The following is a 22,955-nucleotide window of genomic DNA, read 5'->3' as shown; positions in this document are numbered from 1 at the left end:
GACGTGGTTCATGGTCGCTGTGGTTGTGGTCGTCGCTGCTGCGGGTCTCCTGCGGTGGCGGCGCCCCGCCTGGTACTGGCTCACCTTCGGGGCCCTGGTCGCGACGGTGCGGGTCCTGGTCTGCTACGCCTCGGTCATGGAAGCGTGCGGGCTGACGGTCCCGCCCTCACGCTGGCGGTTGGCTCTGGCCCGGATGGCGAATCGGCCGGCGCCTGAGTCCCGGCCCCCGCGCATCTTGCGGTTACGGCCCACTCGTACCGGCCTGGTCCTGCGCCTCAAGCTCCAGCCGGGCCAGGACGCCTTCGACGTGGCCGCCGCCACCGACCGGCTCCGCCACTCCTTCGGCGTCTACGGCGTCACCTCCCGCGAGCTGCGCTCGGGTGTGGTCGAGGTGCGGATGACCGGCTACGACGTCCTCAAGCGCGTGCAGATGCCCGCTCCGGCCGCGCCCCGGCCGATGCGCATCCCTGTGGCGCTGCGGGAGGACGGGGCGGTGCACTACCGCGACTACCGTGCCGTCCCGCACGGCCTGATCCTGGGAGCTACGGAGTCCGGCAAGTCCGTCTACCAGCGCAACCTCGTCGCCGGGCTCGCCCCGCACCATGTCGCCCTGGTCGGCATCGACTGCAAGCAAGGCGTCGAACTCTTCCCGCTGGCCCGCCGGTTCTCCGCGCTCGCCGACAACCCCGACACCGCCCTCGATCTCCTCGAAGCGCTCGTCGGACACATGGAGGACGTCTACCAGCTCATCCGGGCCGAGCAGCGCATCAGCGTCGCCGTGCCGGATGCGGAGATCGCCGCCGACATCTGGGACCTGCCCGAGGATCTGCGGCCGGTGCCGGTCGTGGTCCTGGTCGACGAGGTCGCCGAACTCGCCCTCTTCGCGAGCAAGGAGGAGGAGAAGCGCCGCGACCGCATCATCACCGCCCTGGTCCGCCTCGCCCAGCTCGGCCGCGCCGCCGGCATCTACCTCGAAATCTGCGGGCAGCGCTTCGGTTCCGAACTCGGCAAGGGCATCACCATGCTCCGCGCCCAGCTCACCGGCCGCACCGCCCACCGCGTCAACGATGAAACGTCCGCGAACATGGCCTTCGGCGACGTGTCACCCGACGCCGTCCTGGCCGCCATCCAGATCCCCACCGACACCCCCGGCGTCGCCATCACGGGCGACTCGACCGGCGGCTGGGCCCGCATCCGCGCCCCGCATACCACGCTTCGGGAGGCCGTGAACATCTGCAACAAGCACGCGGACCGCACCCCCGACGTGCCCGCCCTGGCCGCCTTCCGGCCCGCCCCCGCCCCGCTGCCCAAGGCCCGGGTGCCGCTGTCCAAGACAGCCCCCGCCACCGCCTGACCTCCCCGCATTCACGGCCGGCGCGACCGCCCTTCGCGCCAGGTCCCTATCCCTCCCATGCCTGAAGACAGGAAGGAGCCGTGATGGCCCGCCCCGCTCTTCGCATCGACGCCGTGCTCGTCCAGGCCGTCATCGCCGGGGCACTGTCCTTCGCCCACCTCCACGACCTGGCCGCCGCTGCCGGACAGGACGGCTGGAAAGCCTGGGCCTACCCGGTCAGCGTCGACCTGCTCCTGGTCGCCGCCTGGCGGCGGCTGCGCACCGACGGACCGTCCCGGCTGGCCTGGTCCTGGTTCGTCATTGCCCTGGTCGCCTCGCTCGGCGCCAACGTCGCCACCGCCGGACTCCTCGACCTGAACGACGTCCCGGCCTGGCTCCGCATCCTCGTCGCCGCCTGGCCCGCCCTGGCCTTCATGGGCGGCACCCTCCTCGCCCACACCGCCACCCACGAGCCGGAAGCGCCGGCACCCAACCAACCGGCGCCCGAACCGCCGACCTTCACGGTCGACCAGGAGCACGCCCCCGCCCGCGTGGACGACGCCGAGGAGCCCCCGGAACTCCCCGCACCTGAACCCGAGCAGGTCCCGGCTCCGCCCGCGGCTCCCGCTCCGCCGGTCCCGGCCGCGTTGGTCGACCACGCCCGCAAGGTCGCCGCCGACCACGAACACCGCACCGGCCACCCCATCGACACCGACACACTCCGCACCCGCCTCGGCGTCCCGGCCCAGCTCGCCGACGCCATCGCCGCCCAGCTCGCCTGACCCGAAAGGAGGCCGCCTCATGCCTGCCCGCGACCACTTCCACTCCGTGATGCGGATCGGCCCGGTGCAGATCGGCACTCACCGCGATCGCCACGGCCGCACCAAACACGCCGCCGTGTGCACCAACGACCGCTGCGGCTGGTCCGCCGACTACACCGCCCAGTCCGCCGCCCAGCTCGCCGCCCGCACTCACCGCTGCAAGGTCAGCTAGGAGGCCACCCGTGGACGTCCCGCTCTGGTTCGCCCTGCTCTGCGTCGGAGTCCTCGGCGTCAAGCTCATCCGCCCGCCCTGGTGGCTCATCGCCGTACTTCTCCTCGGCGGCTACCTCCTCGCCGACAGCCTCCTGGCCCCGGTCATCGACACCGCCGTCAAGTAAGGAGATCCGCCCATGTTCCGGCCCAAGCACCCGACCATGCCCCAACCCACCGGCACGGTCACCCCGCCCGCCGTCGTCGAGCCGACGACCATCACGCCCGGCACCCCGGCCCCGCCGCCGGCCTCCACCGCCCCGGCTCCGCCCCGCCCGGTCGTACAGCTCACCCCGGGCACCGCGCTCGCCCTCGTCGGCGGCGGCACCGCCGTCGTCCTGGTCATCGGCGCCGTCCTGGTTTCCATGCTCCTCGCGGTCGCCGTCACCGCCGCCTCGCTGGCCATCTGCGCCCTGGTCATCCGCTCGCTCGTCAGCGCCCAGCACCGCCGCTGAACGGATCACCGGGGCGACGCACAAGCCGCCAAGCACGCCGCGCCCCCGGGCTGACCGTCCCGCCAAACCAACCGTCATCGCCAAAGGGAGAACACCGTGGACCCGCAGACAGCCGCGACCCTCCTGCCGTTACTCGGCTGGGCCCTGCACGGCAGCGTCCTCACCCGCCGCCTCGCCTCCGCCCGCCGCGACCCGCTCACCGGACTGCACACCCGCGCCGGTTGGACCGCCCGCGCCGAACACTGCATCCGCCGTCACCCCCGCGCGGCCGTGCTCCTGGTCGACCTCGACCACTTCAAGACCCTCAACGACACCCACGGCCACGCCGCCGGAGACACCGCCCTCATCACCACCGCCCACCGGCTGAGCAGCTGGTGCGGACGCCATGGAACCGCCGGCCGACTCGGCGGGGACGAATTCGTCGCCGTCATCCGCGACCTGGACGCCGTCGACCTCGACGCCCTCACCACCGCACTCCACCAGCCCACGAACTACGACGGCACGGCCCTGCCGCTGGCCGCCTCGGTGGGGGTCTGCCCGGTCGCTGATCTGCCGGTGCCCGCGCTCACCGATGCCCTCGCCGCCGCTGATGCGGCCATGTACGCCGCCAAGGGCCGCAGCCGCCGGGGCTCCCGTCCTGCTCGCTGACCGGCCACCGGGTGGCGCACAAGCCGCCAAGCACGCCGCCACCCGGGGCCGTCCCTTCCAACCGCAATCGAAAGGAACCACCATCATGGCCCACCACACCCCGCCCCGGCCGAGGATCTGCCCGGCCTGCGACGGCTTCGCCTCCGTCCACATCACCACCGGCGGCCGCAACGCCCGCGGCCACCTGCGCACCATCACCGCCCACTGCCCGGCCTGCCACGGCACCGGCACCACCACCCGCCCCACGCGGGAGGGCGCCCGTGCCTGACACCCTGCTCGACCCGACCACCCTCGGCGACCTGCTGAGGGTGGCTTCGGCCCCTGACTACGCCCGCTGGGAAGACCAGATCCGCCGCACCGGCGGCTGCGCCAACCCCATCCACCTCACCGGCTGGACCCTCCACAAGGACAAAACCACCGGCGAAACCCTGCACCACTACACAACCGCCGTTGAGCCCGGCGGACGCCTCCGCCTCGCCTGCGGCAACCGCCGCGCCTCCCGCTGCCCCTCCTGCGCCTGGACCTACGCCGGCGACACCTACCACCTCATCCGCGCCGGACTCGCCGGAGACGACCGCCGCGACATCCCCGCCACCGTCCGAGACCACCCGCGCGTGTTCGCCACCCTCACCGCCCCCTCCTTCGGCCCAGTCCACAACCGACCCGACCACGGCACCTGCCGCTGCGGCACCCGCCACGCCCCGGACGCCCCGGAGTTGGGCACCGCCCTCGACCCGACGACGTACGACTACGCGGGCGCCGTGCTGTTCAACAACCACGCCGGACAGCTCTGGCAGCGCTTCACTACACGACTGCGCCGTGAGATCGCCGCCCGTGCCGGCATCACCCAACGCGAACTCAAGGAGTGCGCCCGGCTGTCGTACGGCAAGGTTGCCGAGTTCCAGAAGCGCGGTGCCGTGCACTTCCACTCCGTGATCCGCCTCGACGGACCCGACGGGCCTGACACACCGCCGCCGTCCTGGGCCACGGTCGACCTCCTCTCCGACGCGATCCGGGCCGCTGCCGCCCACTCGTACACGTCCGTCTCCGTCCCGGCCGCCGCCGACCAGCCGGCCCGCACCTTCCGCTGGGGCACACAGCTCGACGTGCGCCCGGTCAAGGCGTTCGGGGACGGCGGCGACATCACCGAACAGGCCGTCGCCTCCTACGTCGCCAAGTACGCCACCAAAGCCGCCGAGATCACCGGCACCCTCGACCGCCGCATCGGCGAACTTTCCGAACTCGACCAGCACGACGTCCCCGACCACACCCGCCGCCTGGTCGAAGCCTGCAAGGTGCTCGACCCTCTGTACCCCGAACGCCGTCTGTGGGCCTGGGCTCACATGCTCGGCTTCCGCGGCCACTTCTCCTCCAAATCCCGCCGCTACTCCACCACCCTCGGCGCCCTCCGCCAGACACGCGCCGACTACCGCGCCGCACAGGAACACGCCGCCCTCGCCCTGGACGACCGCGAGCCGGACACCGTCCTCGTCCTCGCCGACTGGCAGTACGCCGGCCACGGCCACACACCCGGCGAATCCGTCCTCGCCGCCACCATCGCCCGGAACCTCCAGCTCAACCGCGAGACAGCTCGCGAAGCCCTACGCGACCAACTCACTGACGAAAGGAAGTACTGACCATGGCCTCAGAGCTGCCGAACCGGTTCCTGACCCCTGAGGACCTGGTCGAGATGTTCGAGCTTCCCAGCGTCGAGACGGTCTACCAGTGGCGACGCAAGCGCACCGGCCCCCGCGGCTTCCGCGTCGGCCGGCACCTCCGCTTCGACCCGAACGACGTGCGGGCCTGGGTCGACTCCCAACTCGGGGAGGCTGCCTGATGGCCGGCCACATCCAAGACCGCTGGTATCGGACGGAGACCGGCCAGGACGGCAAGGCTCGCAAGGTCAAGACCGACCGCTACGGCACCGGCCTGCGTTACCGCGCCCGCTACGTCGGCCCCGACGGCACGGAGAAGTCCAAGAGCTTTCCGGACCGGCAGAAGCGTATGGCCGAACAGTGGCTGACCGAGATCGCATCGGACATGTCTCGCGGCCGCTACATCGACCCGCGCGCAGCTCGTGTCACTTTCAAGAGCTACGCGGAGAAGTGGCTCAGGACGCACGGCATCGACCCTGCCAGTCAGGTCGTCGTCGAGCAGCGGTTGCGCTTGCACGCCTTCCGGCTGATCGGCTCCCGGCCGTTGGATTCGTTCCGTCCGGAGCACATCAGGGGTCTGGTGAGCGCCCTGGAGAATGACCCGGCTGTGAGCGGCGGCTACGCGCGGAACATCTACGGTGACGTGCGGGCCGTGCTCAGTGCGGCGGTCGATGACGGGCTCCTCCCCCGCAACCCGTGCTCGGCGAAGTCCGTCCGCCCGCCGGCCGCCGAGCAACGTCGCGTTGTGCCGTGGCTGCCCGAACAGGTTCAGGCCGTCCGTGCGGCGCTCCCCCAGCGCTACCGGCCCTTGGTCGACGTGGGTGCCGGGTGCGGGCTTCGTCAGGGCGAGATCGTGGGCCTGGCCGAGGACGCCGTCGACTTCGCGAGCGGCATCGTCCGCGTGGTCCGGCAGGTGAAGCTCATTCGGGGCAAGGCCGTGTTCGCTCCGCCGAAGTGCAACAAGGAGCGGGACGTACCGTTGCCGCCTTCGGTCGCTGAGGCCCTGCGGGCTCACATGGACGTCTTCAAGCCGGTGGAGATCACGCTGCCCTGGCGCAAGCCGGACGGCCCGAAGGTGTCGGCCCGCCTGCTGTTCACGAACACCGCGAGCGGCCTCGTCTGGCGCAGCAACTTCAACGTCCAGGAGTGGAAGCCCGCTCTTGCGGCGGCCGGACTGATCTCGGAGGCCGGGGCGGACGGCAAGTACGAGTCCGCTCGGGAGCACGGCATGCACGCCCTGAGGCACTTCTACGCCTCGGTGCTCCTGGACGCCGGCGAGAGCATCAAGGCCGTGAGCGAGTACCTGGGACACGCCGACCCCGGACTGACGCTGCGGGTGTACGCGCACCTCATGCCGTCGAGCCAGGAGCGTACGAGGAAGGCCGTGGATCGGGTGCTTCTCCCGGCCCCGCGCGAGCCTGACGGCCCAGAGACGGCCCAGTAGCCAGAACAAGGCCCCCTATCCGCGCCGAACGCGCTGGTAGGGGGCTTATTGCTGCCCGGCTACTGCAAGTTCTCCGGGCTTAGGCATGGCTGTACCAGTGTCGCAGATCGTTCGCGGTGGCCCGCGGGTCGCCTGCGGCACCGCGACGGACCCCCGGCTCACTCGCCGGTGTGTTCGAGCCGGTCCTTGAGGGCCTGCTCGTTGAGCGACAGTTCCCTGCGCACCTGGGGACGGACGACGAGCGGCACGAGCGCCTTGCCGATGCCGTGCCCCTCGAAGTCGATCTCCAGGGTCAGGCGGCTGCGGCGTCCGTCGTCGAGCGGCTCGATCTCGCCGTGGACGTGTCCCCTGACGGGGCCGTCGATGCCGTGCAGGCTCCAGCTGTGCGGCGGGTCGAGGTCTGTGATCTCCATGGTCATCGGGATCTCGCGGCGGCCCACGCGCCGCTGGACCCGGACGCGGGAGCCGTCGTGCACGGGGCCCTCGTCCAGCCGCTCCGCCGAGACCGCGCTGCGCTGCCACTCCGGCATGTGGGCGGGGTCGGTGACGTAGGTGTAGACGTCCGCGGGGGCGCGGTCGACGACGATCGTCTCTCGGATGGCGGTCATGGCGGCCTCCTTCGAGGCACCCCCCGTTTCACGGGTTTACACCCGAATCGTCCCACTTCTGGCGACGGCAGGCCATCCTGCCGGGACGCGCGTGAGCTCCCGCCCGGGGTGGACGGGAGCTCGTTCGGCGTGACGTCACGCGGATCCGACGAAGAGGACCAGCAGCAGCCACACCACCGGCGCCGTCGGGAGCAGCGAGTCCAGGCGGTCCATGATGCCGCCGTGTCCCGGCAGCAGCGTGCCCATGTCCTTGATGCCCAGGTCGCGTTTGATCATCGACTCGCCGAGGTCCCCGAGCGTGGCGCTGGCCGCGACCGCGAGGCCGAGGAGCAGGCCCTGCCACCAGGCGCCGTCGTCGATCAGGAACTGCATGCACAGCGCGCCCGCGGCCATGGCGAAGGCGACCGCGCCGAGCAGGCCCTCCCGGGTCTTGCCGGGGCTGATGCGCGGGGCGAGCTTGGTCCGGCCGAAGCGCCAGCCGACGGCGTACGCGCCCGTGTCGCTGACGACGGTCAGCAGCAGGAAGGTCAGCACCCGCCACGGCCCGTCGTCCGCGGTCAGCATCAGGGCGACGAATGTGGCGAGGAACGGGACGTAGAACGCCGCGAACAGGCCCGCCGTGACGTCTCTGAGGTAGTTCTCCGGCGGTTCGGTCATCCGCCAGACCAGCACCGCCAGCGCCGTCAGGGCCATGGCGACCCAGGCGCCGTCGGCGCCCCGCACATACCCGGCGATCACCATCGCCGCGCCGCCGAGCGCGAGCGGGACCAGCGGCGCCTTGATGCCCTTGCGCTCCTGGAGCCGCTTGGTCAGCTCCCACAGGCCCACCACGACGGCGACCGCGATGACGCCGACGAACACGGCCTTGACGACGAACAGCGACGCGACGATCACCACGCCGAGTCCTACGCCGACCCCTATCGCGGCGCCCAGGTCGCGCCCCGCGCTCTTCTTCTGCGGCGCCGGCGGCGGCGCGGGCGCCGGCTGCGAGGCGTCGGGCATGGGCTCCGGATTCTGCGGCGCCGCCGGGTGCGGCCGGGCCGGCGAGGTCTCGTCGTGGAACGTCTGGTCGTGGGACGCCGGGTCGCCGTACGTCTGGTCGTCGTACGTCTGGCCCCGGTGCGTCTGGTCCTGGTGCGTCTGGTCCTGGTGCGTCTGATTTTGGAACGGCTCGTTCCGGAACGACTCGTCCGGGAGCGGCTGCCCCCGGTACGGCTCGTCGCGGAACAGAGGACCGCTCAGCCGAGCGGCCCCCCGGTCGTCATCCTGGTCTCCGCCGTGGTCGGGTACGTCGGGCACGATCGGCATGGGGCGAGTGTGCTGCGCGTTGTGCGCATCGTACGCGGGACCCGCCGGGGCGGCCCCCTGGACATACCCCTGGTCAGGTGCCTGACCGTCGGTCCCCCAGTACCCGGCTCGTGGCGGCGCGCCCCAGGAAGAGTCGTTCATCAGACCTCGAGCAGCTCCGCTTCCTTGTGCTTCAGGAGCTCGTCCACCTGGGCGACGTACTTCGCGGTGGTGTCGTCGAGCTCCTTCTCCGCACGGCGGCCCTCGTCCTCGCCGACCTCGCCGTCCTTGATCAGCTTGTCGATGGCGTCCTTGGCCTTGCGGCGCACGGAGCGGATGGACACCTTGGCGTCCTCGCCCTTGCCCTTGGCGACCTTGATGTACTCCCGGCGCCGCTCCTCGGTCAGTTCGGGGAACACCACCCGGATGATGTTGCCGTCGTTGCTCGGGTTGACGCCCAGGTCGGAGTCGCGGATCGCCTGCTCGATGTTGCGCAGCGCGCTCTTGTCGAAGGGCGTGACCACGGCCATGCGCGGCTCGGGCACGGAGAACGAGGCCAGCTGGTTGATCGGCGTCAGCGCGCCGTAGTAGTCGGCCACGATCTTGTTGAACATCGCCGGGTGCGCACGGCCGGTGCGGATCGCGGCGAAGTCCTCCTTGGCGACCACGACGGCCTTCTCCATCTTCTCCTCGGCCTCGAGGAGGGTCTCTTCGATCACCACTTGCTCCTGCGTGTCTTGAGTAGGCCCGGCTGCGGTTCCTTGTCGGGGCGGCGGCCGGCTGCGTCGCGTCTTCTTCCTGCACCGTTCCCGACCGGCAGGACATTGTCCATCCCCCGGCCGGGCAACGTGGCGGACCGGTCAGTCCCGGTCGGCCTGGTCACCCACCAGCGTGCCGATCTTCTCACCCTTGACGGCCCGGGCGATATTGCCCTCCTTCAGGAGTTCGAAGACCACGATCGGGAGCCTGTTGTCGCGGCAGAGGGTGACGGCCGTGGCGTCGGCGACCTTCAGGTCGCGGGTGATGACCTCGCCGTAGCCGAGCGCGTCGAACTTCACGGCGTCCGGGTTGGTCTTCGGGTCGGAGTCGTAGACCCCGTCCACGCCGTTCTTGCCCATGAGCAGCGCCTCGGCGTCGATCTCCAGGGCCCGCTGGGCGGCGGTGGTGTCGGTGGAGAAGTACGGCATGCCCATACCGGCGCCGAAGATGACCACGCGGCCCTTCTCCAGGTGGCGCACGGCGCGCAGCGGGATGTAGGGCTCGGCGACCTGTCCCATGGTGATGGCGGTCTGCACGCGGCAGTCGACGCCCTCCTTCTCCAGGAAGTCCTGGAGGGCCAGGCAGTTCATCACGGTGCCGAGCATGCCCATGTAGTCGGAGCGGGCGCGGTCCATGCCGCGCACCTGGAGTTCCGCGCCGCGGAAGAAGTTCCCGCCACCGATGACGATGGCGATCTGCGCGCCGTCCCGGACGACGGCCGCGATCTCGCGCGCGATGGCGTGCACCACGTCGGGGTCGACGCCCAGGCCCCCGCCGCCGGAGAAGGCCTCTCCGGACAGCTTCAGCAGAAACCGGCCGCGTACTTTGCCGTCGTCGCTCTTCTCGGCCTTGGTGGTCATGGAGATCTCGCCTCTTTTACGTGGGTCACACACACGAAGAAGGCCATTGCCGGGGGTGGTTCGCAACCCGTGCGCGGCAATGGCCTCCTCGTCAGATCTGCTGTCGTCCGCCACGCGCGCGTGCGCCGTGGCACACGCGGACGACATGGACGACTGCTGTCGACCCTACCGGGGTCGTGCGTCCGTCGCGGTACGGACTCAGAGGCCGACCTTGATGCGCGTGAAGCGCTTCAGGGTGACACCGGCCTCGTCCAGCACCTTCTGGACGGACTTCTTGTTGTCCAGCGCGTACGGCTGGCCGAGCAGCGTGGCGTCCTTGAAGAAGCCGTTGAGGCGACCCTCGACGATCTTCGGCAGGGCGGCCTCGGGCTTGCCCTCCGCGCGGGTGGTCTCCTCGGCGATGCGCCGCTCCTTCTCGACGACCTCGGCCGGGACGTCCTCCTTGGAGAGGTACTGCGGCGCGAAGGCGGCGATGTGCTGGGCGATGCCCTTGGCGACCTCGGCGTTCGGCTTGTCCAGCTCGACGAGGACACCGATCTGCGGGGGCAGGTCGGGCATCGTGCGGTGCATGTAGGCGGTGACGTAGCCGTCGGAGAATTGCGCGAAGCGGTCCAGGACGATCTTCTCGCCGAGGTTGGCGTTGGCCTCGTCGACGTACGCCTGGACGGTCTTGCCGGGCTCGATCTCGGAGGCGAGCAGGGCCTCCAGGTCGGCCGGGGCGGCCTTGGCGACGTGCTCGGCGATGGTCTTGGCCACGGCCTGGAACTTGTCGCCCTTGGCGACGAAGTCCGTTTCGCACTTCAGCTCGACGAGGACGCCGGAGGAGTTGTCGTCGGCGATGATCGAGACGACCGCGCCGTTCTCGGCGGAGCGGCCCTCGCGCTTGGCGACGCCCTTCTGGCCCTTGATGCGGAGCGCCTCGACGGCCTTGTCGACGTTGCCCTCGGCCTCGTCCAGCGCCTTCTTGCAGTCCATCATGCCGGCGCCGGTGAGCTCGCGGAGCTTCTTGACGTCGGCGGCGGTGTAGTTCGCCATGAGTCAGTGAATCTTTCTCGAAGTCTGGAGGATCGAAGATCTGCGGGTGCTGAGATCCACCGGGGTGCCCCGGCGGGGCGGTGGGACTCCGCCGGTCCACGTGTACCGGTGGGTCTCCGACGCGCCGCTGACCTACGGGTGAACGGCGGGAGGGGACTTCACCGCGCCCTGGGCGCTGTGGATGGAGTACCCGCTCCCGCCGTCATCGCTGACGCTGAGCCGCGGTCAGGCCTGCTCGCCCTCGGCGGCCGGGGCGGCCTCGGCCGGGGCCTCAGCGGCCGGAGCCTCGGCCGGCTTCTCGGCCTCGGCGGCGGGGGCGGCCTCCTCGGCCTTCTTCTCGCCCTCGAGCAGGTCGCGCTCCCACTCGGCCAGCGGCTCGCCGGCGGCCTTCTCGCCCTTGTCGCCGGTGGCGGCGCCGGAGCGGGCGATGAGGCCCTCGGCGACGGCGTCGGCGATCACGCGGGTGAGCAGGGTGACGGAGCGGATGGCGTCGTCGTTGCCCGGGATCTTGTAGTCGACCTCGTCGGGGTCGCAGTTGGTGTCGAGGATGGCGACGACCGGGATATTGAGCTTCCGGGCCTCGCCGACCGCGATGTGCTCCTTCTTGGTGTCCACGATCCAGACGGCGCTGGGCACCTTCTGCATCTCGCGGATACCGCCGAGGGTCTTCTCCAGCTTGGCCTTCTCGCGGGAGAGGACCAGCAGCTCCTTCTTGGTGAGGCCGGAGGCGGCCACGTCCTCGAAGTCGATCTGCTCGAGCTCCTTGAGGCGCTGCAGACGCTTGTAGACGGTCGAGAAGTTGGTGAGCATGCCGCCCAGCCAGCGCTGGTTGACGTAGGGCATGCCGACGCGGGTGGCCTGCTCGGCGATGGCCTCCTGCGCCTGCTTCTTCGTACCGACGAACATGACCGTGCCGCCGTGGGCGACGGTCTCCTTGACGAACTCGTAGGCGCGGTCGATGTACGACAGCGACTGGAGCAGGTCGATGATGTAGATGCCGTTGCGCTCGGTGAAGATGAAGCGCTTCATCTTCGGGTTCCAACGGCGGGTCTGGTGACCGAAGTGGACGCCGCTCTCCAGCAGCTCCCGCATCGTGACGACGGCCATGGCCGTATCTCCTTGTGTTTCTCGGTTGTGCCGCGCGAGCCGGACGGCTCCCGCTCCTGACGCCCGCGTTGCGCCGTGCCGCAAGGGACCGAGGGGCGCAGATACGAGAACCCGTGGGCCTCGTACCGGGGCGTGCGAAGTCGACCCGGTGACCCGGATCGCCACCAGAAGTGTACGGGACCCGCGGGGCGCCGGGTGACGCCGCTGTCCACAAGCGGCGAGTTCTCCACAGGTCACGGCGGGAACGGCGCGGTTGCGGGACGGTTCTCGCATGCGAGCGAGGCGTTGCCCGAGGGCGTTCATGTGGCTGGTCGTGCTGCTGGTGCTGGGGCTGATCCGGTCCCCGGCGCCGGTTCGGGAGGTGGTACCGGGGCTGGCGGCCGCGGGCCGGTCCGCCACGGGCCGGTCCCCTGACCCGCCGGTGCCGGCGGTCGGCCGTGTCTGGCCGGTCGGCACCCTGCCCGCCGTCGTCCGCGGCTGGGACCCGCCGGCCACGCGGTACGGCCCGGGCCACCGCGGCGTCGACCTGGCGGCCGCGCCGCGCTCGCCGGTGCGCGCGGTGGCTGCGGGCCGGGTGTCGTTCGCGGGGCCGGTGGCGGGACGGGGCGTCGTCTCGGTGGAACTGCCGGGCACGGGCGAGCCGCCCCTGCGGACCACGTACGTCCCGGTGAAGGCGTCCGTGCGGAAGGGCGCCGAGGTGCGGGCCGGCGAGGTGATCGGCACGCTGGAGCCGACGGGGGCGCACTGCCCGGCGCCCTGTCTGCACTGGGGGCTGCTGCGGGGCGAGGTGTATCTGAACCCCTTGTCGCTGCTCCCACCGTGGGTCCTGAACGGCGGTCCGCCCAGACTCCTGCCGGTACGCGGTGTGCCTCTGCCGGGCTGACCGGCGTGCCCCGTCCATGCGGCTCGACGCGCCGCCGTCGGTCTCGGCCGACCCGCACCCCGGCCGGCGGTCCGGCCGGCCCCGCAGCTCCGGCCGTCGACCGGCCTTGCCACCCCGGCCAATGCTCGACCCCGGCGGGCACAGCTCACCGCCGCAGCCCGGCACCTCGTCCGCCCGGCACCCTCATCCGCCCGACCCCCGTCCGCCCTGCTCCCCCGTCGGCCCGGTGCCGCCGTCGGCCCGGTACGGCGGTCGGGCCCGACGTCACCGACGGGTCGGCGCCACCGCCGGGCCCGTCAGCCCCGCACGCCGCGCAGCGCCATCGCGACGGCCGCCTCCGCCACCGCCGCCGGTTCGTCCGCGCCCAGCTCGATCCGCCGCACCGCCGCGTCGACCACGCCCTGGAGCAGCATCGCCGCCAGCCGCGGCTCCGCGTGCCCCAGCTCCCCCAGCGCTTCGACGATCATGGCGACGAGGCCGCCGTGCGCCGCACGGATCTTCTCCCGGGCGCCCGCGTCCAGCTCGCTCGCCGAGATGGCGACCACGGCCCGGTGCCGCCGGTCCCCGACCAGCTCCAGCTGGGCGCGCACATACGCCTCGACCTTGCCCTCGGACGTCTCCTGCCGCTCCATCGCCGCCGAGACCTCCGCGGCCCAGACGGGGAAGTCGACCGCGCACAGCTCCTCGACGACCGCGGCACGCGACCGGAAGTACTCGTACACGGACGACCGCGCCAGGCCCGTCCGCTCGGCGAGGGCGGGGAAGGTCAGCGCCTCCGTCCCGCCCTCGGACAGGAGGGAGCGTGCCGCGTCCAGCAGGGCGGCACGCTGCATCGACCGGTGCTCGGCCACGGAGGCCGCTCGAATCCTTGGCACGTCGACCACTTTACGGACGCGTCCCCGGCGACGGGAGTCACTCCGCCGCACCACCGGCCCAGGGCCCCGTCAGCGGCCCTGTCAGCGGCCGAATCCCGCCAGCTTCGCCCGGAGCTGAAGCACGGACTTGGTGTGGATCTGGCTGACCCGGCTCTCGGTGACGCCCAGCACGTTCCCGATCTCGGCGAGCGTGAGTCCCTCGTAGTAGTACAGCGTGACGACGGTCTTCTCCCGGTCGGGCAGCGTGTTGATCGCCCGGGCCAGGAAGCGCCGCAGCTCCCGGTCCTCGGCCACCTCCACGGGGTTGTCGGCGGCGGTGTCCTCCAGCGTGTCCATGAGGCTCAGCCGGTCCCCGCCCTCACCGCCGACGTGCAGCAGTTCCTCCAGGGCCACCACGTTGGCCAGCGACAACTGACTGAAAACCGCGTGCAGCTCGTCCACCGCGATGCCCATTTCGGCGGCCACCTCGCTCTCCGAGGGTGTCCGCCGCAGCCGCGCCTCCAGCGTCGCGTACGCCCGTTCCACGTTCCGGGCCTTCTGCCGCACCGACCGCGGGATCCAGTCCAGCGCGCGCAGCTCGTCGATCATCGCGCCCCGGATCCGGGTGATCGCGTACGTCTCGAACTTGATCTCGCGGTCGATGTCGAACTTCTCGATCGCGTCGATCAGCCCGAACACCCCGGACGAGACGAAGTCGGCCTGCTCGACATTGGGCGGCAGCCCCACGCTCACCCGGCCGGCCACGTACTTCACGAGGGGCGAGTAGTGCAGGATCAGCTGCTCCCGCAGCCGCTCGTCCCCCGTCGTCTTGTACGACCGCCACAGCTCGTCGAGTGTCGAGGGGGCGGGCGGCCGCACGCTGCCACCGTCGCGGGCGGCTGGGGGTAGGGCCGCCCGGTCGGGACCGGAGGTGTGCTGGGGCATTCGTCGCCTTGTGCCGTTCTGCCGTTCTGCCGTGATGTGGTGCTGTCTGTGCGTCGTCGGTCCGATGTCTTGTTGGTTCCTGTCTGCAAGGGGGCCCTCGTGAGCGTAGCGTGAGTGGACAGTCGCGGTGCGCGAAGAACGGGCGGGCCCCCCGCACGGAACGCCGCCCCGATGACGCCCCGCCGCCGCGGTGTGATCGCTGTGAGTGATCATTCGAATACCCCAACTGCGGGAATTCCCAAGGGCGTCGGGGTTCCCCCGGACGGCCGAACACGCTCGGTCAGCATGGGCTCCGGCCGCCGCGAAGCGAGATCAACGCCTGGCGTGTCAACTTCCAGCCGTCGCCGTGTCGTTCGACGTAACCGAGTGCTCGAAGCTCGTACAGCCTCGCGACCGCGTCCTCGCGGGTGGTCTGGGCGCGGCGCGCCGTATCGGCCACCTCGGCGGCCCCGCGCGCCGGGAGCGCGGCCAGCACCTGCCGGGCGCGGGGTGCCAACAGGTCGGTGGGCAGCACCGGGCCGCGCCGGTCGGGGGCGAACTCGCCCATCGCGCCGACCAGCTCCACGACCTCCGCGGCGTCGGTGACGAGGACGGCCTCGCCCCGCAGCAGCTCGTGCACGCCCGCCGACCGTCCGCTGGTGGCCGGCCCGGGAACGCCCATGGTGTGCCGGCCGAGCCGCTGCGCCGCCCGTGCCGTGACGAGCGAGCCGCTGCGGTGGGCCGCCTCGACGACCACGGTGCCGCGGGTCAACGCGGCGATCACGCGGTTGCGCAGGACGAACCGGCTGGGTGTCGGATGGTCCCCCGGTGGCAGCTCCCCGATCACCAGGCCCTGCTCCGCGATCCTGCCGATCAGCTCGGTGTGCCCGCGCGGATAGGGCCGGTCGACGCCGCACGCGAGCACGGCGACGGTGGCGCCGCCGGCCCCCAGGGCACCCCGGTGCGCGGCGCCGTCGACGCCGTAGGCGCCGCCGGAGACGACCACCCAGCCGCGCTCGGCGAGGCCGGCGGCGAGGGTGGCCGCCATGTGCGCTCCGTACTCCGTGCAGGCGCGGGCGCCGACCACGGCGACCGAGCGCAGCGCCCACATCCGCAGACTGGGCCGGCCGCGCACCCACAGCCCCAGGGGCCGGGCGTCACCGAGGTCGTCGAGCTGACCGGGCCACTCCGCCTGCCCCGGGGCCACGAACCGCACGCCGGCCGCCCGGGCGACGGCGAGGTCCCGGCGCGGCTCCGCCTGGTCGGCGCGGGCGCGCAGCCCGGCCCACCGCCGCTCGCTCACCCCCGGCAGCGGCGGCCCGTCCTCCCGCAGCCGCCGCGCCGCCTCCCGGGGCCCCAGCTCCCGCACCCAGCGCCCGCCCGTCTCGTCGCCGGGCTCGAGGACCCGTGTGAGGAAGACCCGGTCGAGCAGCGCCTCGTCGTGATCGGGACCGGCGGTCACGCCGGCGCCCCGATGGCCATCGGCACGCCCCGGGGCACCCCGGTGCGCAGTTGCAGCGCGAGGGCGACGTCGCCGGCGGTGGGCCGGTCGTGCCCGGCGAGATCGGCGACGGTCCAGGCGACGCGCAGGACGCGGTCGAGGCCGCGGGCGGAGAGCACACCCCGCTCCAGACCGCGCTCCGCCTCGTCCAGCGCACCGGGCGCCGCCTGCCACCGGCTGCGCAGCTCCCGGCCGGGGACCTCGCCGTTGGTGCGCCAGGGGGTGCCGGCGAGACGGGCGGCGGTGCGGTCGCGGGCCGCCCGCACCCGGTCGGCGACCGTCGCCGTGGACTCCCCTCGGGCACCGCGCGCCGTCAGCTCCGTGCGCGTGACGCGGTCCACCTCGACCCGGAGGTCCACCCGGTCGAGCAGAGGGCCGGACAGCCTCGCCTGGTAGCGCCGGATCGCCGAGGGCGGGCACTCGCACAGGCTGTCCCGCTGCGAGAAGCGCCCGCACGGGCAGGGGTTGGCGGCGAGGACCATCAGGAACCTGGCCGGGAAGCGCACGACGCCGGCGCTGCGCGCGATGACGACGTGCCCGGACTCCAGGGGCTGGCGCAGGGCGTCCAGCGCCTGGGTACTGAATTCGGGCGTTTCGTCCAGAAAGAGAACCCCTCGGTGGGAGAGCGAGACAGCGCCGGGACGGGCGACGCCGTGGCCGCCGCCGACGAGAGCCTGCATGGTCGCGGAGTGGTGCGGCGCGCAGTAGGGGGCCGTGTCGACCAGGGGCTTGCCGGGGGGCAGCAGCCCGGCGACCGAGTGCACCGCCGTCACCTCCAGGGACTCCTGTCGGGTGAGGCGGGGCAGGACGGCGGGCAGCCGCTCCGCCAGCATCGTCTTTCCGGCGCCGGGCGGTCCCTCCAGGAAGAGGTGGTGGCCGCCTGCCGCGGCGACCTCCACCGCCGTGCGCGCCGAGAGCTGGCCCACCACGTCGGCCAGGTCGTGGCCGTGGTCCTGCTGTGCCGCCCCGGCGCTGTGCATCCCGGTGGCCGCGCCCGTGCCGGGCACGCGCAGGCCGGCCAGCAACGGGTCGGGGCGTCCCTGCTGGTCGGGTTCCTCCTCCGGTACGGGCTCGTCGGCGAGGATCGCGATCAGCTGGCGCAGGCTGCGCACGCCCAGCACCGACACCCCGGGTACCAGCGACGCCTCGGCGGCGGCGCACTCGGGGACGACGACCTGGTCGTAGCCGGCGTCGGCCGCGGCCAGCACCGCCGGGAGGATGCCCCGCACGGGCCGCACCCGGCCGTCCAGACCCAGTTCGCCGATCATCACGATGTCGGCGAGCACCCGCGGGTCGATGCGCTCTCCCGCGCCCAGCACGGCCGTGGCGACGGCGAGGTCGAATCCGCTGCCGCTCTTGGGTACGGAGGCCGGGCTGAGGCCGACCGTGAGCTTCTTCTGGGGCCACTCCGCCCCCGAGTTCACCACCGCCGCCCGGACCCGGTCGCGGCTCTCGGTCAGGCTCTTGTCCGGCAGGCCCACCAGGGTGAACGCGGCGACGCCCGGCTCGAGGTCGGCCTGGACCTCGACGACCACACCCTCGACACCCACCAGTGCCACCGCGCACGTCCGCGCGAACCCCATCACGCCACCCCCCGCACGTGCTCGACGACGGGGGCGCCGCGCCGCCGCAGCAGGACGCCGACCAGGTCGATGCGGACACCGCCGGGCGGTGCTCCGCCGTGGCTGTGGATCCAGTGCCGGGCGAGCTGCCGCAGCCGCTCGGCCTTGTCGGGGCCCACCGCGGCCATCGGGTGCTCGAAGCCGCCGCCCCTGCGGGTCTTCACCTCGCAGACGACCAGGACGTCCCCGTCCCGGGCCACGATGTCGATCTCTCCGGTCCTGCCACTGCGCCAGTTGCGCTCCAGGACCGTCATCCCGGCCTCGGTCAGCCGGCGCGCGGCGAGCGTCTCGCCGTACCTGCCCATCGCACCTCGTGCGTTCATGTCGGCACCACCTCCGGCGCCAACGGTCACGCATCCCGGCCGACGGATGTGATCTTGGTGAGCTACTCGGAGGTTGTGGAAAACTCCGTCACCCGCCGGGGTGAGCCGTCCTCGTCACCGACGGCGTGCCCACACCCCCGTCACCCGCTCGGCAGCTCCAGATCGCTCTTGTTGAGCTCCTCGATGTTCACGTCCTTGAAGGTGAGAACCCGCACCTGCTTGACGAACCGGGCCGGCCGGTACATGTCCCACACCCAGGCGTCGGCCATGGACACCTCGAAGAACACCTCGCCCTGGACGGAGTGCACCTGCATCTCGTAGTCGTTGGTGAGGTAGAAGCGCCGCTCGGTCTCGATCACGTATTTGAACAGACCGACGACATCGCGGTACTCCCGGTAGAGCTTCAGCTCCATCTCGGTCTCGTACTTCTCGAGGTCCTCGGCGCTCATGGCATGTTCCCCTTCAGCCGTGCGATCCCCCCATTGTGCGCCAGTCCGGGGATCCCCTAGACGATTTCGGTGTCCAGGATCACCGGCCCGGCGGGGGGACCTTCGTCGAGCAGCGTGCGCAGCAGCTCGGCGAGTCTGGTCGGATACACCGTCTCATGTGCCCGGGCCAGTTCCCGACACGTCCACCAGCGCGCTCCGGCGACGCTGAGCCGCTCCAGCTCCGTCAGGGCCAGGGCGGCGGTCGTCGTCTGCGCCGTACGGGCCAGGTAGTACCACTCGTCCTGGTCCCAGCGCCGTCCCGCGAACGGGAAGGAGCACCGGCGCTGCCACAGCACCGGGCCGAGCTCGACCTCGGTGATGCCGGTCTCCTCCGCGAGTTCCCGCAGGGCGGCCTCCGCACGGGTCTCGCCGGCCTCGACTCCGCCGCCGGGCGTGAACCACCAGTCGTCGGCCGGGTCGTCCGGCTCGTGGCCGTGCAGCAGGAGGATCCGGTCGTCGGGGTCGAGGAGGACGACGCGGGCGACCTCGCGCAGCCCGCCCTCGTACGTGTCCTGCCCGGCCGGCGTCACGTCAGCGGGCACCGGCGGGCTCCGTCCCGGTGCGTGCCCGCGCGGCCGCGGCCCGCTTGGCGAGCGGACCGTACGCGGCCCCGCCGAGGATCAGCGCGGCACCGGCGATCACCAGGCCGGCGACCGTGCGCAGCGGGCCGGGGGCGGAGAGGCCGCCGAGCGTCTCGAAGCCGCTGGGACGCTCCAGCATGCCGTTCATGGGCCACACGACGGCGTCGACCCGGGCCTGGACCGCGCCGCGCGACACGGACCCGTCGGCCGCGTCGGTGAGGTGGGCGGAGGAGTCGACGGAGCCGTGCCGTTCGTCGCCGAGCAGGAACAGGCGGCCCTCGGGCACCGTCACGGTCGGGAAGGAGCTGCTCTCGGCGGAGCCGTCCCCGACGAGGTACGGCTCGTCGATCTCCTTGCCGTTGACCTTCAGCTTGCCGTTCTGGCAGCAGGAGACGGTGTCACCGCCGACGGCGACGACCCGCTTGATCACCGGGGCGTCGGCCCAGGAGGCGTCCTTGAAGACGACCACGTCGCCGCGGCGGACGTCGGAGCCGTCGACGCGCTCGGCCAGCACCCGGTCGCCGGCGCCGATCGTGGGCGACATCGACGTGGTCGGCACGGTGTAGGGCCGGTAGACCACCGCTCCCCAGGCGAAGCCGCCGAGGAACAGGACCATGCCGAGCGCGACGGCCACGTTCGACAGCCGCTGCCCGGTCCTGCCGGCCGCCCGGCCCGTGCTCGCGCCACCGCCGCGCGGAGACGTACGCGTCGTGCTCTCGCCACCCATGGGTCCGCACCCTACCCGGCGGTACCCGGCGCGGTCAGCCCCGTCGCGCGGCGGTACGCACGGCGCAGCCGACCCGCGGAGAGCCGCTCAGCGGCTCTGGGTCGCCGCCTCGATCCGCCTGCGGCGCCACAGCACCAGCGGCACGGCCGCGGCGAGCGCGGCTCCCTGGGGCGCGACCGACAGGACGCGGGCCGCCGCGGCCTGGTCGTTGAGCCCGACCTGGTCGAAGGTCTCGGGCACCGGAAGGGTGGCCCAGTGGTTGATCGGCCAGGCGACGACGATGGCCCGTCCGATGACCTCCTTGACCGGCACCATGCCCTGGTGCTTGTCGGAGGTGTTGTAGCGGGAGTCACGGCTGTTCTGCCGGTGGTCACCCATGACCCAGATGTGTCCCTCGGGGACCGTCACCTTGAACTGGCCGCCCTGTTCGTCCATGCTGCACGGCGTGTTGCCGGGGTAGACGTACGGCTCGTTCAGCGCCTTGCCGTTGACTTTCAAGGGGCCGGTGCCCCGGCATTCGACGGTGTCGCCGCCGACGCCGATGACCCGCTTGATCAGGTCCTTCTCCTCCACGGACGGCATCAGGCCGATCCAGCTGAGGAACGTCTGAAGGGGGTTCGGCTCCTGGGTGGGCTCGCCTGCCAGCCAGTTGTCGGGGTCGTGGAAGACCACGACCTCACCGCGCTCGGGCTCGGAGCCGAACCACGGCGTCAGCTTGTCGACGAGGACCCGGTCACCCTCGGTGAGGGTGTTCTGCATCGAGGCCGACGGGATCGAGAACGCCTGCACCAGGAACGTCTTGATCAGCAGCGCCAGCACCAGCGCGATGCCGATCAGGATGGGCAGCTCCTTCCAGAAGGAGCGTTGCTTCGCCGGCTTCCCGGGAGGCGGCGGCGTACCGCCCCGTCCGTCGCCGCCGACGCCCTCGTCGCCGCTGCCGCCGTTGCCGTACCGACCGTCCGTCACCGCGCTGTCCTCGATCGCCGCGGGGTCATTCCCTGAGGTAGGGGCGCCGTCCGTGGCAGGGTCGGCCGCGTCCACGGGGCGTCCGCGGTCCTCCTCGCCTCCGTGTCCGGACCGTGCGCCAACCGCCACATCCCCCACGCCAACTCCTCACTCCGTACCGCCGCCTGCGCCATCCGCGGCGCAGGCCCACCACTCCCATAACGAGCGGGAGTTCCGCAGGGGTCGGGAGCTGGACCATCTCGTTCGCATCGTAGGGGGCAACCCTATGCGACGCGGTGGCGGCAGTGGTCGACCCGGCACCCGCGTCGGTCACCGAGGCATAGGCTTCCGGCTCCTCCAGCGTGGCCCAGTGGTCGAACGGCCAGGCGATGACCATGGCCCGGCCCACCACCTCGTCCTCGGAGACCGTGCCGGAGTCGGTCTCCTGGTGGGTCCGGGAGTCGGCGGAGTTGGAACGGTGGTCGCCCATGACCCACAGCCGCCCCTCGGGGACGGTCACGTCGAAGGCGTCCTTGGACGGCACGTCGCCGGGATACAGGTAGTCCTCTCGCAGCGGGACTCCGTTGACGGTCACCCGGCCCTGCGCGTCGCAGCACTTGACGCGGTCGCCGCCGACGCCGACGACCCGCTTGATCAGGTCCTTCTCGTCGTCGGAGGGCAGCAGGCCGATGAAGGCCAGGCCCTGTTTGATCTGCTTGACGACGACCGGGTCGTCCTTGGTGGGGGTCTGCTCCTCCTGGAGCCAGCCGCCGGGGTCCCGGAAGACGACGACATCGCCGCGCTGCGGCTGCGAACCGAACCACGGGGTGAGCTTGTCGACCAGGACGCGGTCGCCGATCTGGATCGTCTGCTCCATCGAGCCCGACGGGATGACGAACGCCTGGACGAGGAAGGTCTTCAGGACGAGCGCTATCAGGACGGCGACGCCGACCAGGAGCGGTATCTCCTTGACCGCGCTGCGCCTGCGGCGTCGTTTGACCTTGCGTTGCAGCTTGCGCCGCTCCGCGCGGGTACGGCCGCCCGCCGGGCCGCCCGCGCGCCGGGTGCCGGTGGGCAGCAGGTTCTCCGCGGGGCTGCTGGGGGCTCCGCGGGGCTTGCCGCGGTTACCCATCGGCGCCCTCCGCCTCGGGCACGCGCGCGTAGGCACCGGGACGGTCGAGCTCCGTGGCGTGGCCGAAGGGCCAGACGATCCAGTCGGCGCGGCCGATCACCCTGTCCTCGGGGATCATGCCGCCGCCGGGCGAGCCCAGGCGGTCGCGCGAGTCGCTGGAGTCGCCGCGGTGGTCGCCGAGGACGAAGAGCCTGCCGTCGGGCACCACGACGTCGAAACGCACCGTGGAGGGACGGTCGCCGGGGTACAGGATGGTCGACTCGTCGACCGGCCGGCCGTTCACCCGGACCCTCCCCTCCTTGTCGCAGCAGACCACATGGTCGCCGCCCACACCGACAACGCGTTTGATGTAGTCGCCGTGCCCGAAGTACCCGGTGCCGTCGAACACCACGACGTCGCCCCGCCGCGGCCGGTCACCGAAACGGTACGCCACCTTGTTTACGAGAACGCGGTCGCCGATCCTCAATCCGGGCTCCATGGAGCCGCTGGGAATCCGGAACGGCTTCAGCACGAACGTGGAGAGCAGCAGCAGGAACAGCAGGAGGACCAGCAGGCCCAGGGTGATCCGCCCGCCCGGCACCCACTCGGCGAGGCCGTCCGCCAACGCGAAACGCGACCGTCCCTCCCGTTCCTCCGGGCCCGAGGGCTCCTCGGGTGCGGAAGGGCGGGGGGAGCGGTCGCGCTCCGTCTGCTGTGCTGCGGTGTCCATCGGGGCCAGATGCTATCCGGCCCCGGGGACGCGCCGGAGAGCGC

General features: G+C 72.0%; 28 protein-coding genes. 11 read left to right on the top strand and 17 right to left on the bottom strand.

The window, feature by feature from the left end; genetic code table 11:
• The first annotated feature begins 10 nt into the window (after nt 1–10).
• From ACZ45Q_RS27810 to ACZ45Q_RS27765, 10 genes are all read left to right on the top strand, one after another.
• Nucleotides 11–1,354, top strand: coding sequence for an FtsK/SpoIIIE domain-containing protein (locus ACZ45Q_RS27810; protein WP_468266215.1), 1,344 nt, complete (start codon nt 11–13; stop codon nt 1,352–1,354).
• An 83-nt stretch (nt 1,355–1,437) separates the two neighbouring features.
• Nucleotides 1,438–2,115 (top strand): DUF2637 domain-containing protein, encoded by a 678-nt coding sequence (locus ACZ45Q_RS27805; RefSeq protein ID WP_468266213.1) that lies wholly within the window; start codon nt 1,438–1,440, stop codon nt 2,113–2,115.
• Nucleotides 2,116–2,134: 19 nt separating this feature from the next.
• Nucleotides 2,135–2,326, top strand: coding sequence for a mobile element transfer protein (locus ACZ45Q_RS27800; RefSeq protein WP_053134673.1), 192 nt, complete (start codon nt 2,135–2,137; stop codon nt 2,324–2,326).
• A gap of 10 nt (nt 2,327–2,336) precedes the next feature.
• Complete coding sequence (locus tag ACZ45Q_RS27795) at nt 2,337–2,492, top strand: hypothetical protein (protein WP_011030192.1); 156 nt, start codon at nt 2,337–2,339, stop codon at nt 2,490–2,492.
• 12 nt (nt 2,493–2,504) lie between these two features.
• Nucleotides 2,505–2,819 carry a SpdD-like protein gene (locus tag ACZ45Q_RS27790; protein WP_468266210.1) on the top strand — a complete coding sequence of 105 codons (315 nt, stop codon included), beginning with the start codon at nt 2,505–2,507 and terminating at the stop codon, nt 2,817–2,819.
• Between the two features lie 96 nt (nt 2,820–2,915).
• Entirely contained in the window at nt 2,916–3,467 is a 552-nt protein-coding gene (locus tag ACZ45Q_RS27785; protein ID WP_468266208.1) for a GGDEF domain-containing protein, read from the top strand.
• Between the two features lie 85 nt (nt 3,468–3,552).
• The gene (locus ACZ45Q_RS27780) at nt 3,553–3,735 is read left to right on the top strand and encodes a hypothetical protein (RefSeq protein ID WP_468266206.1); all 183 of its coding nucleotides are present in this window, start codon (nt 3,553–3,555) and stop codon (nt 3,733–3,735) included.
• A complete protein-coding gene (repSA, locus tag ACZ45Q_RS27775) occupies nt 3,728–5,104 on the top strand; it encodes a replication initiator protein RepSA (protein ID WP_468266204.1) in 1,377 nt (458 codons plus the stop codon). Before ACZ45Q_RS27780 ends, repSA begins: the two co-directional genes overlap by 8 nt.
• Before the next feature lie 2 nt (nt 5,105–5,106).
• On the top strand, nt 5,107–5,304 hold the full coding sequence (locus tag ACZ45Q_RS27770; RefSeq protein WP_109202808.1) for a helix-turn-helix transcriptional regulator: 198 nt from the start codon (nt 5,107–5,109) through the stop codon (nt 5,302–5,304).
• Nucleotides 5,304–6,566, top strand: coding sequence for a tyrosine-type recombinase/integrase (locus ACZ45Q_RS27765; RefSeq protein WP_468266202.1), 1,263 nt, complete (start codon nt 5,304–5,306; stop codon nt 6,564–6,566). The genes ACZ45Q_RS27770 and ACZ45Q_RS27765 overlap by 1 nt, the downstream gene beginning before the upstream one ends.
• Before the next feature lie 158 nt (nt 6,567–6,724).
• On the opposite strand, the gene ACZ45Q_RS27760 is transcribed toward ACZ45Q_RS27765, so the two are convergent.
• The 6 genes from ACZ45Q_RS27760 to rpsB form a co-directional block, all read right to left on the bottom strand.
• Nucleotides 6,725–7,174, bottom strand: a complete 450-nt coding sequence (locus ACZ45Q_RS27760; protein ID WP_468266200.1) for an SRPBCC family protein — start codon at nt 7,172–7,174, stop codon at nt 6,725–6,727.
• 135 nt (nt 7,175–7,309) lie between these two features.
• A complete protein-coding gene (locus ACZ45Q_RS27755) occupies nt 7,310–8,623 on the bottom strand; it encodes a phosphatidate cytidylyltransferase (protein WP_468266198.1) in 1,314 nt (437 codons plus the stop codon).
• Nucleotides 8,623–9,180 carry a ribosome recycling factor gene (gene frr, locus ACZ45Q_RS27750; RefSeq protein WP_189981158.1) on the bottom strand — a complete coding sequence of 186 codons (558 nt, stop codon included), beginning with the start codon at nt 9,178–9,180 and terminating at the stop codon, nt 8,623–8,625. The genes ACZ45Q_RS27755 and frr overlap by 1 nt, the downstream gene beginning before the upstream one ends.
• Before the next feature lie 141 nt (nt 9,181–9,321).
• Nucleotides 9,322–10,080, bottom strand: a complete 759-nt coding sequence (gene pyrH, locus ACZ45Q_RS27745) for a UMP kinase (protein ID WP_468266195.1) — start codon at nt 10,078–10,080, stop codon at nt 9,322–9,324.
• A gap of 198 nt (nt 10,081–10,278) precedes the next feature.
• Nucleotides 10,279–11,115 carry a translation elongation factor Ts gene (tsf, locus tag ACZ45Q_RS27740; RefSeq protein ID WP_468266193.1) on the bottom strand — a complete coding sequence of 279 codons (837 nt, stop codon included), beginning with the start codon at nt 11,113–11,115 and terminating at the stop codon, nt 10,279–10,281.
• A 225-nt stretch (nt 11,116–11,340) separates the two neighbouring features.
• Nucleotides 11,341–12,222 carry a 30S ribosomal protein S2 gene (gene rpsB, locus ACZ45Q_RS27735; RefSeq protein WP_468266191.1) on the bottom strand — a complete coding sequence of 294 codons (882 nt, stop codon included), beginning with the start codon at nt 12,220–12,222 and terminating at the stop codon, nt 11,341–11,343.
• 271 nt (nt 12,223–12,493) lie between these two features.
• On the opposite strand from rpsB, the gene ACZ45Q_RS27730 reads away from it, so the two are divergent.
• The gene (locus ACZ45Q_RS27730; RefSeq protein WP_468266189.1) at nt 12,494–13,105 is read left to right on the top strand and encodes a murein hydrolase activator EnvC family protein; all 612 of its coding nucleotides are present in this window, start codon (nt 12,494–12,496) and stop codon (nt 13,103–13,105) included.
• Nucleotides 13,106–13,401: 296 nt separating this feature from the next.
• Here the strand turns inward: ACZ45Q_RS27730 and ACZ45Q_RS27725 are convergent, their stop codons facing one another.
• From ACZ45Q_RS27725 to lepB (ACZ45Q_RS27675), 11 genes are all read right to left on the bottom strand, one after another.
• Nucleotides 13,402–13,956, bottom strand: a complete 555-nt coding sequence (locus ACZ45Q_RS27725; protein ID WP_468266307.1) for a TetR/AcrR family transcriptional regulator — start codon at nt 13,954–13,956, stop codon at nt 13,402–13,404.
• A gap of 105 nt (nt 13,957–14,061) precedes the next feature.
• Nucleotides 14,062–14,904 carry an RNA polymerase sigma factor WhiG gene (gene whiG, locus ACZ45Q_RS27720; RefSeq protein ID WP_468266187.1) on the bottom strand — a complete coding sequence of 281 codons (843 nt, stop codon included), beginning with the start codon at nt 14,902–14,904 and terminating at the stop codon, nt 14,062–14,064.
• A gap of 280 nt (nt 14,905–15,184) precedes the next feature.
• On the bottom strand, nt 15,185–16,345 hold the full coding sequence (gene dprA, locus ACZ45Q_RS27715) for a DNA-processing protein DprA (protein ID WP_468266185.1): 1,161 nt from the start codon (nt 16,343–16,345) through the stop codon (nt 15,185–15,187).
• Nucleotides 16,342–17,967: a YifB family Mg chelatase-like AAA ATPase gene (locus ACZ45Q_RS27710; RefSeq protein WP_468266183.1), complete on the bottom strand. Its 1,626-nt coding sequence runs from the start codon at nt 17,965–17,967 to the stop codon at nt 16,342–16,344. The genes dprA and ACZ45Q_RS27710 overlap by 4 nt, the downstream gene beginning before the upstream one ends.
• Nucleotides 17,967–18,329: a YraN family protein gene (locus tag ACZ45Q_RS27705; protein WP_468266181.1), complete on the bottom strand. Its 363-nt coding sequence runs from the start codon at nt 18,327–18,329 to the stop codon at nt 17,967–17,969. The genes ACZ45Q_RS27710 and ACZ45Q_RS27705 overlap by 1 nt, the downstream gene beginning before the upstream one ends.
• A gap of 140 nt (nt 18,330–18,469) precedes the next feature.
• Nucleotides 18,470–18,778, bottom strand: a complete 309-nt coding sequence (locus ACZ45Q_RS27700) for a DUF2469 domain-containing protein (RefSeq protein ID WP_003993268.1) — start codon at nt 18,776–18,778, stop codon at nt 18,470–18,472.
• 56 nt (nt 18,779–18,834) lie between these two features.
• Nucleotides 18,835–19,359 carry an NUDIX hydrolase gene (locus ACZ45Q_RS27695; RefSeq protein WP_468266179.1) on the bottom strand — a complete coding sequence of 175 codons (525 nt, stop codon included), beginning with the start codon at nt 19,357–19,359 and terminating at the stop codon, nt 18,835–18,837.
• Entirely contained in the window at nt 19,349–20,125 is a 777-nt protein-coding gene (gene lepB, locus ACZ45Q_RS27690; protein WP_468266177.1) for a signal peptidase I, read from the bottom strand. The genes ACZ45Q_RS27695 and lepB (ACZ45Q_RS27690) overlap by 11 nt, the downstream gene beginning before the upstream one ends.
• Nucleotides 20,126–20,212: 87 nt before the next feature.
• Nucleotides 20,213–21,229, bottom strand: a complete 1,017-nt coding sequence (gene lepB / locus ACZ45Q_RS27685) for a signal peptidase I (protein ID WP_468266175.1) — start codon at nt 21,227–21,229, stop codon at nt 20,213–20,215.
• Nucleotides 21,117–22,202, bottom strand: a complete 1,086-nt coding sequence (gene lepB, locus ACZ45Q_RS27680) for a signal peptidase I (RefSeq protein ID WP_468266173.1) — start codon at nt 22,200–22,202, stop codon at nt 21,117–21,119. The genes lepB (ACZ45Q_RS27685) and lepB (ACZ45Q_RS27680) overlap by 113 nt, the downstream gene beginning before the upstream one ends.
• A complete protein-coding gene (lepB, locus tag ACZ45Q_RS27675) occupies nt 22,195–22,911 on the bottom strand; it encodes a signal peptidase I (protein WP_468266171.1) in 717 nt (238 codons plus the stop codon). The genes lepB (ACZ45Q_RS27680) and lepB (ACZ45Q_RS27675) overlap by 8 nt, the downstream gene beginning before the upstream one ends.
• Nucleotides 22,912–22,955: the final 44 nt, after the last annotated feature.

Source organism: Streptomyces sp. NPDC031049, from assembly GCF_055571015.1.
Note: the sequence above shows the minus strand (reverse complement) of the source record. Positions and strands in the feature narration are given on the sequence as shown.